Source organism: Halomonas sp. TH-94 (genome assembly GCF_057473365.1).
On sequence record NZ_JBYCKL010000027.1, the window covers coordinates 1 to 6,492 of the forward strand.

Sequence of the window (6,492 nt, forward strand, 5' to 3'; positions counted from 1 at the left end):
CAACGGCACAGGTGTCGCGAAACTGGGTCGCAAGCAGCAAATAGGCGTAGGCGGAGTTGACGTCGAGTGGCGGGCAGGACTTGACCAGCTCGTAGATGCCCCAGCCGTCGTCAGGATTCGGTTTGCGGATAAACAAGGGTGAAGCATCGCTGCCGACCACGGCGTCAGCCACGCTGGGGCGGGCCAGGTCAGCGGAAGGAGTGAAAGGCTGCGGTGTCATGTTCATTGTCTGATTTCGCTGTAGCGATGATGCTGATAATGATAACAGGGCTCTTCGACAAATCAAAACAGCCGTTATGACTTGAGCACAGTTGCATAACAAAAAATTATCAAGAATTTCCTACCCAGGCGCAGCGGCTACCACCAGGAAGTACATTCGGGCGCTTCCTGACGACTAGTCTAGACCAGGATTCACCCGCTACCAGAACGAGTTCGGGCCGCCTGAAGAGGCGGCCCGATCAAAGGTTGCACAGCACGTATTCAGCGTCGCGAGAGCGTGCGCATGGTGACGAACTCCTCCGCTGCCGTCGGATGGATACCCACGGTGGCATCGAAGTCGGCCTTGGTGAGTCCAGCCCTGACGGCAATGGCAATGCCCTGAATAAGCTCGCCGGCCTCTTCCCCCACCATATGGGCGCCTACCACCACGTCGCTGGCATCATCGACGATCAGCTTCATCAGGCACCGCTCGTCGCTGCCTGACAGGGTGTGTTTCATCGGCCTGAAATCGGTGCGGTATACCCGTATTGCGTCATACTCCTTGCGTGCCTGCTCTTCCGATATTCCCACCGTGCCGATGTTGGGATGACAAAACACCGCCGTGGCAATATTGCGATAGTCCATAGGAGCCGGTGGCGCATCGCCGAAGTGATGCTGGACCAGATGCATCGCTTCCGCCAATGCCACGGGAGTCAGCTCCGGCCCACCCGTCACGTCCCCCAACGCCAGAATCGACGGAACCGAGGTTTCGAACCGATCGTTCACCTTGACGGTGCCGTCGGGGTTGAGCTCGATGCCCAGCTCATCGAGACCGACTCCCTCGAGATTGGGCTTGCGACCGGTGGCAGCCAGCACGGCATCCACTTCCAGGGACTCGCCGTTGGTCAGCGACACCAGAAGCCCGCCTTCGACTTTCTCGATACTCTCGATGTTGGTTTCGAAATGCAGGTTGACGCCCTTGGCGGCCATCTGTTCACGAGTGAACTCACGCACTTCACGGTCGAAACCTCGCAGAAAGAGTTCGCCGCGATAGACCAGATGTGACTCACCGCCCAGCCCGTTGAAGATGCTGGCGAATTCCACGGCGATATAACCCCCGCCGAGTACCAGGAAGCGCTTGGGCATGCTCTCCAGGTCGAATACCTCGTTCGAGGTCACCGCCAGCTCGCGACCGGGAAAGTCGGGCACCCAGGGCCACCCGCCGACGGCCACCAGTATCTTGGCGGCACTATAGGCAGTGCCCCCTATTTCGATGCGGTGGGCATCCACGACCCTTGCTCGGCCATTGATCAGCTCGACGCCGGCGTTGTCCAGCAGCCGCCCGTATATCTCATTGAGCCGCTTGATCTCACTCGTCTTGTTGTCACGCAGGGTGGCCCAGTCGAAGCGCGGAGCCTGAGGCAGGTGCCAGCCGAAGCCACGGGCATCCTGGAAGGCGTCATGAAAATGGGCGGCATAGGAGTAGAGCTTCTTGGGCACACAACCCACATTGACACAGGTACCGCCCAGGTAGCGATCTTCGGCAACGGCCACTCTGGCGCCGGCTGCAGCTGCAGTGCGGGCAGCGCGCACTCCTCCCGATCCAGCGCCAATCACGAACAGGTCATAGTCGAAGTCTGACACGCTTTTCTCCTCGTCTCCGTCGGGCCAAATGGCGTGCCCGGTCTCAGCGCACGATCATACCAGCGCCGACACGGCCGTGTGAGATGATGTGTTCCTTGCGTAGGCCGGTTGACCGCTTCGGTGCATGGCGGTAAAAGGAGCCGGCCCCTCCCCTGCCCTGATCCCCGGACGGACTCAGCCATGAACTCAGAAATCGATCGCTTGCTGGAGAACAATCGGATATGGGCAGAACGCATGTGCCGCGAGGACGCCGAGTACTTCACACGTCTTTCCCGCCAGCAGAATCCCAACTATCTGTGGATCGGCTGCTCGGACAGTCGGGTACCGGCCAACCAGATCGTCTCGCTTCCCCCAGGCGAAGTGTTCGTACATCGTAACGTCGCCAATCTTCTGCACCACAACGACATGAACGCACTCTCCGTCGTGCAGTATGCCGTCGATGTGCTGCAAGTCAGGCATATCATGGTGGTAGGACACTATGGCTGTGGCGGCGTGCGAGCCGCCGTGGTGGGCGGTGATTGCGGCATGGTGGATTACTGGCTGCACTCGGTACGCGAACTGTACAGTCATCATCGTTCGGCGCTGGGCGGCTTGTCGCTGGAACAGCAGATCGACCGCATGTGCGAGCTCAACGTCAAGGCCCAGGTGAACAACCTGTGTCGCACCAAGATCCTTCAGCTCGCCTGGCAGCGCGGCCAGCCGATTTCCGTCCACGGCTGGATCTACGGCCTGGGCGATGGGCGCATCACCGATCTCGATTGCTCCGTCGAGGGCCTGGATCAAGTGGCCACCCTGTACCGCATCGACCGCCTCCAGCCGACGCCGGACAGCTGCTGAGCCGACCCTCTCGTCGCACGCCGACTCACGTCATACACTGGATCGAAGCCCCTAGCCGGAAGCCCCCATGCCCGACGCACTCGATACTCTTCAGCGACAACACCTCGCGGCGCTCGAGCGACGCTATGCCGATCGACTCGACGCGCTAGGCTACGATGGTGTGCTCATCTACAGTGGCCACCCAACGCTGCACTACGGCGATGACCAGCACGCCAGCTTCCAGAGTTACGGTCATTTCCAGCACTGGACCGGCCAGTCTGGCCTCGCGCACAGCTGGGTGCTGGTCCGGCCGGGCAGGTCTACCGTGTGCTTTTTCCATGCTCCTGACGACTTCTGGCATCTGGCGCCCAGCCTGCCCGATGAGGCTTGGGTCGAACATCTCGAGGTGATCACCGGCCGCTTCGATACAGCGCCTGAGGTGAAGGTCGATCGGCTTGCCGTGATCGGCGACGTCTCGCCTCAGATGGCCAGCACTCTCGCGGCCGATTGCAATCCGCCCGCCCTGCTGAAGGCGCTGGATGAGGGTCGCGTACGCAAGAGCGAGTACGAGATCGCCTGCCTGAGCGAAGCCAACCGCATGGCGCTGCATGGGCACCGGGCCGCCCGGGAGGCCTTTCTCGCCGGCGATAGCGAGCTGGACATACAGCTGGCCTATCTCAAGGCCTCGCGTCAGCGTGAAAGCGAAGTGCCGTATGGCAACATCATAGGCCTCGACGCTCATGGTGCGGTACTGCACTACCAGCATTACGACCATCTTTCCCCTGCTTCGCGCCGGAGTCTGCTGATCGATGCGGGGTGCCGTTACCGAGGCTATTGTGCCGATATCACGCGCAGCTGGCCGGGCCCGGATGCCGACCCCGCCTTCGCTGCGCTGGTACCAGCCATGCACGAGATCAAGCAGCAATTGGTTGCTGCCTTGGCCCCCGGTATCAGCTTCGTCGAGTTGCATGAACAGATGCACCGTTTGCTCGGCGCCTTGCTGGTGGACAGCGAGTTGGTCATCGGCTCGGCCGAGGCTGCCGTCGCCCAGGGCGTCACCCGCGCCTTCTGTCCTCACGGGCTGGGCCACTTGCTGGGTATCCAGGTACATGATGTGGCCGGTCGCATCGCGGCCGACGGCAGCCCCCTGCCACCGCCCGACGCGCATCCCGCACTGCGGCTGACCCGGGAACTGGAAGCGGGAATGGCGGTCACGATTGAACCGGGCCTCTACATCATCCCCATGCTGCTCGAGCCACTGAAGAGTGAACGTGCATCGCGAGAGATCAACTGGAAGCTGGTCGAGCGCCTGGCGCCTCATGGCGGCATTCGTATCGAGGACAATGTGGTCGTCACCCTGACGCAGCCACGAAACCTGACGGCAGAGAACGAGTAAGCGAGATGAGACATCGGCAGCGGAAGGCCGACTTTATTGCCCCGCGCGGATTGAGCAACCCGCACGTTCAGACCCTGTTGCCGCGTCTGCTGCCCTGCCCCCGGCTCGCTCGTGACATCGAAAATCTCGAATTACCGGATGGCGACTTCGTCGAGCTCAACTGGGTCAAGCCTGGGCCAGCCGCAGCGGACGCACCGCTTTTCGTGTTGTTTCACGGGCTTGAAGGGTCGTTTCGTTCCCCCTATGCCCGCTGGCTGCTCGACACCGCGAGCCGGATGGGCTGGCGTGCCGTGCTGATGCACTTCCGCGGCTGTGGCCGTCTGCCGAACCGCCTGCCTCGTGCCTACCACAGTGGCGACACCGCCGATGCCTACTGGCTGATCAGCGAGCTATCCCGGCGCTACCCCAAGGCGCTGAAGGTGGCTGCCGGCGTCTCGCTGGGTGGGAACATGCTGCTGAAACTGGTAGCCGAACAGGGCGGCGGCCTCGACCTGGCCGGCGCTATCATCGTCAGCGCGCCTCTCGATCTCGCGGCGTGCGCCGAGACCCTGCACCAGGGCTTCGCTCGGGTCTACGAACGCCACCTTCTGAACGCGCTGAAGGACAAGGTCGGCCCCAGGCTGGAGCGGGGCGAACTGCCACTGGCGCTGAATGCCGAGACGCTGTCACGCATCGACAGCTTGCGTGGGTACGACGATGCAGTTACCGCCCCGCTGCATGGCTTTCGCGACGCCGGCGATTATTATCGGCGCGCCTCCGCCGGCCGCTTGCTAGGTGAAATCGAGCTGCCGACACTGATCCTGCATGCCGACGACGACCCCTTCATGCCGGCTGGCCTCTATGAGCGGCTTCCGCCACCTGCCGATGCGGTTCGTCTCGAGATCTCCCACCACGGTGGCCACGTCGGCTTCTTGGAACGGCGCGGGCATCGCCTTCAACCCTGGCTGGCACGGCGACTCGCCGAGGAGCTGGCATGCTGGGCCGACAAGGGACCTTCCTGGCCGACCATCGCAGGGTCACGTCTCAGCCGATCGGGCAGCTGACCCCTGTGCCTTTCAGCCCGCAGTAACCGCCTGGGTTCTTGTGCAGGTACTGCTGGTGGTACTCCTCCGCCAGGTAGAAGGTTTTCAGGGGAGCGATTTCGGTGGTGATCTGACCCCGACCGGCCCGGGTCAGTGAATCCTGGTAGACGTCGCGGCTCCGCTTGGCGGTAGCGAGCTGCGAATCGTCGGTGGCGTAGATGGCGGAGCGATACTGGCTGCCGACATCGTTGCCCTGACGCATGCCCTGGGTGGGGTCGTGCGCCTCCCAGAACACCCTGAGGAGGGTCTCGAGGTCTATCTCGTGCGGGTCGTATATCACCTGCACCACTTCGGCATGGCCTGTCCGCCCGGTGCAGGTCTCCTCGTAGGTGGGGTTGGGTGTCACGCCACCGGCGTAGCCCACCGCCGTGACATGAACCCCCGGGAGCTGCCAGAACAGACGCTCCGCCCCCCAGAAGCAGCCGAGGCCAAGAACGATCTCCCCGTGGCCCTCGGGAAATGGCGGTGCCATCGACCGCCCACTGACAGCATGGACGGCGGAGATACGAATCGGCTTGTCGCGGCCGGGCAGAGCCTCGGCTGGATCGATGATCATGGCGATTTCCTCGTGTTGGACGCGCTGAACGGGCTCATGGATCGCCGTCCAGCCGTGGCGGGCGCCCCGGACGGCTGAATATGTAGACCAGGTCGACGGCTTGAGCGGCGCCGGACACGGCCTGCACGTACAGGTTGCGCCATAGCGTGTAGCGCAGCGTCAGCTCCGCAATCGGTGAGAAAATACCTACACCATAGCTGACACGCAGATCCTCCGTCAGGTAGCCGCTGACGACCACCTGGCTGTCATCGCCCACACCGGTGGTCTCCAGTGCCAGATCATCGATGCCGAATGCCTGGCCGAGGGCTCCGACGACACCGCCGGTCTGACCCAGCGCCAGACCGACCAGCGCCGAAGTCAGGGCCCCATCGGCATCGCCATCCCTGGGCGCGCGCCCGCGCAGCAGATAGGAGAGCGCGCGGGCCTCTTCCATGGCTGGTTCGGAGAAAATCGCCAGACTCGGCTCAGCGGCAAACCCGGTGACCCGCAGACCGGCAATGACGCCATCCTCGGTCACGTCCGGATTGCGAATCGCCTCGAAGTCGAGCAGCGGCTGGTCCGGGGGACCGCTGAAGAGCAGCTGGCCCTGACGAATCAGCAGGTCCTGCCCAAAGGCACGGAAACGTCCATCGGTCAGGTTGACTTCACCGAACAGCTGCACCGGCCCGTCCTGTTGACGCACCTGAAGCGTGCCGACAAGGCCTGCCTCCAGGCCCGAGGCGGCGAGCAGCATGTCCGGCCCCAGATGCAGCTCGATGAGCACGTCCATCTGCATGCCTGCTTCGCGCAGCGCAACGGCC

6 protein-coding genes and 1 pseudogene are annotated in these 6,492 nt (G+C 63.0%); 3 read left to right on the forward strand and 4 right to left on the reverse strand.

The window, feature by feature from the left end; translation table 11 throughout:
- Both AC2VNO_RS04750 and gorA read right to left on the reverse strand, forming a co-directional pair.
- A pseudogene (locus tag AC2VNO_RS04750) lies at positions 1 to 226 on the reverse strand (diaminobutyrate acetyltransferase); the annotation flags it as partial.
- 254 nt (positions 227 to 480) lie between these two features.
- Complete coding sequence (gorA, locus tag AC2VNO_RS04755) at positions 481 to 1,842, reverse strand: glutathione-disulfide reductase (protein WP_486933056.1); 1,362 nt, start codon at positions 1,840 to 1,842, stop codon at positions 481 to 483.
- Between the two features lie 180 nt (positions 1,843 to 2,022).
- On the opposite strand from gorA, the gene can reads away from it, so the two are divergent.
- The 3 genes from can to AC2VNO_RS04770 all read left to right on the forward strand — a co-directional run bounded on the left by can (position 2,023) and on the right by AC2VNO_RS04770 (position 5,097).
- The gene (gene can / locus AC2VNO_RS04760; protein WP_486933057.1) at positions 2,023 to 2,679 is read left to right on the forward strand and encodes a carbonate dehydratase; all 657 of its coding nucleotides are present in this window, start codon (positions 2,023 to 2,025) and stop codon (positions 2,677 to 2,679) included.
- Between the two features lie 67 nt (positions 2,680 to 2,746).
- On the forward strand, positions 2,747 to 4,054 hold the full coding sequence (gene pepQ / locus AC2VNO_RS04765; RefSeq protein ID WP_486933058.1) for a Xaa-Pro dipeptidase: 1,308 nt from the start codon (positions 2,747 to 2,749) through the stop codon (positions 4,052 to 4,054).
- A 5-nt stretch (positions 4,055 to 4,059) separates the two neighbouring features.
- Positions 4,060 to 5,097, forward strand: coding sequence for a hydrolase (locus AC2VNO_RS04770; protein ID WP_486933059.1), 1,038 nt, complete (start codon positions 4,060 to 4,062; stop codon positions 5,095 to 5,097).
- Here the strand turns inward: AC2VNO_RS04770 and msrA are convergent.
- The gene (gene msrA, locus AC2VNO_RS04775) at positions 5,078 to 5,692 is read right to left on the reverse strand and encodes a peptide-methionine (S)-S-oxide reductase MsrA (RefSeq protein WP_486933060.1); all 615 of its coding nucleotides are present in this window, start codon (positions 5,690 to 5,692) and stop codon (positions 5,078 to 5,080) included. The genes AC2VNO_RS04770 and msrA overlap by 20 nt on opposite strands.
- A 34-nt stretch (positions 5,693 to 5,726) precedes the next feature.
- Positions 5,727 to 6,492 (reverse strand): translocation/assembly module TamB domain-containing protein (locus AC2VNO_RS04780; RefSeq protein WP_486933061.1); only part of this gene is annotated, 766 nt, incomplete at its 5' end.